2 protein-coding genes and 1 pseudogene are annotated in these 1,614 nt (G+C 55.3%); all 3 read left to right on the forward strand.

The window, feature by feature from the left end:
* The coding region (locus BMG07_RS43825) for a hypothetical protein (protein WP_269759905.1) at nucleotides 1-297 on the forward strand (297 nt) is incomplete at its 5' end.
* Nucleotides 297-677 (forward strand): Imm45 family immunity protein, encoded by a 381-nt coding sequence (imm45, locus tag BMG07_RS40550; protein ID WP_198089194.1) that lies wholly within the window; start codon nucleotides 297-299, stop codon nucleotides 675-677. The genes BMG07_RS43825 and imm45, both read left to right, overlap by 1 nt.
* A gap of 95 nt (nucleotides 678-772) precedes the next feature.
* Nucleotides 773-1,614 (forward strand): annotated as a pseudogene (locus BMG07_RS40555) (ShlB/FhaC/HecB family hemolysin secretion/activation protein); the annotation flags it as partial.

A 1,614-nucleotide genomic window follows, 5' to 3' on the forward strand; every position in this document is an offset into this window, starting at 1 on the left:
AAGGTAAATGGTCCCGGAATGCCACCATCGGAAAAGCTGGGATATAAGCAAGAGACGCTACGAAATGTTGCCTCGGTAAATGGCTGGACAGAGGATAAGGCGCTTACAAGATTAAATGGTCGAGTAGTATATAGAGACCCAAATGATTCACAGGTGTTGTGGGCTCAAGATACACAGCATGGCGCATTCGAGAAAACAAATGCGAAAGGTACCCATCAAGGTGAGTTTAAAATCAATGGAGAGCCTGTTCCTAATTCAATTGATCGCACTGGCGGGCACGATTTGAGGATGAAATAATGGAATTCTGGAAAAAACTGAATGATTATTCGAATGAATATGTTAAATGCGGCGCCGTGCTACGGGTGCCTTCGGTGGAGAAAAATAGAGAAAATTGGTATCGAGAGGATATAGTTGACTTGATGGTTTTTTATGCTGGAGCAGCATTTAAAGATGCCGCTTGCGGATTGATTTGCATCTCCGGGCACAAGGCTGGAAGAATTAATGCAACCTTTCCGTTGGAGTCTGGCGATGGGAATGGAAATGGATTGAGGCGCGACTGGTTAATTAGTAATTGGAATCGCTGGGTCTATATGGAGGGGGATATTAATGATGTTTGGATTCGAGACCCCGAGCCGGTTCAGTCAATGCCGAGCGTCTTTCTGGAAAAGAGAGATTGAAAATCTCATTTGGATGTGTTTGGGAAACTCCAATCGATAGATTTATAGATTGAAAAATAGGGAGTTCAGTGAAGCACAAACTGTTGGCGGCCGCTATGGCAGCCGGTCCGTTGCTGGCCGTGGCTCAGCAGTCATCCACTGCGCCGCAATCCTTCGTCGAGCAGCAGCGGCAGCAAGAGCGCGAACGCGCATTGCGCGAGCAGAACGAGCGCGTCGTCGACCAGCGCTCACAAGCCGCACCGCCAGTCCCCGCGCAACGCCTCCCCGAATCGGAGTCGCCCTGCTTTCGCATCGACAGTGTGCGATTGGTCGGCGAGCACTCCGAACTCTTCCAGTGGGCCGTTGCCGATCTGTCTGGTCCTGAGGGCAGTGATTCGCCCGTTGGCCGCTGCCTCGGCACGGCCGGCGTCAACGTCGTCCTCGCTCGCGCTCAGCAAGCCGTGATTGCTCGCGGCTTTGTCACCACCCGCGTGCTTGCCGCGCCGCAGGATTTGTCGAGCGGCACACTGACACTCTCCTTGGTGCCCGGCCGCATCGCAGCCATCCGCACGACCGCTGATTCGTCATCGACACTGTTTGGAAGTGCCTCCTTGCTCGCCACAGCCATTCCCGCACGCCCCGGCGATCTCCTGAACCTGCGCGACATCGAGCAAGGCCTCGAGAACCTCAAGCGTGCCCCGACCGTCGAGGCTGACATCCAGATCGAACCCTCGACAGCCCCCACGCCCGCCCCGGCGACAGCGACCTCGTCGTCAAGTACGTCCAGTCCAAGAAGTGGCGCGTCACCCTCAGCCTCGACGACAGCGGCACCAAAGCCACAGGCCGCTACCAGGCCGGCGCGACCCTGTCCTTGGACAACCCCTTCGGCCTGAACGACCTGTTCTACGTCAGCGCCAACCACAGCATCAACAACCACGTCTTCAGCGACCCAGCAAAA

It is taken from the genome of Variovorax sp. E3 (assembly GCF_016082275.1).
Taxonomy (GTDB): Bacteria; Pseudomonadota; Gammaproteobacteria; order Burkholderiales; family Burkholderiaceae_C; genus Variovorax.

Bases quoted from the DNA above. Each gene is read 5' to 3' on its own strand.
- imm45 (WP_198089194.1), top strand. From the start codon at position 297: ATGGAATTCTGGAAAAAACTGAATGATTATTCGAATGAATATGTTAAA.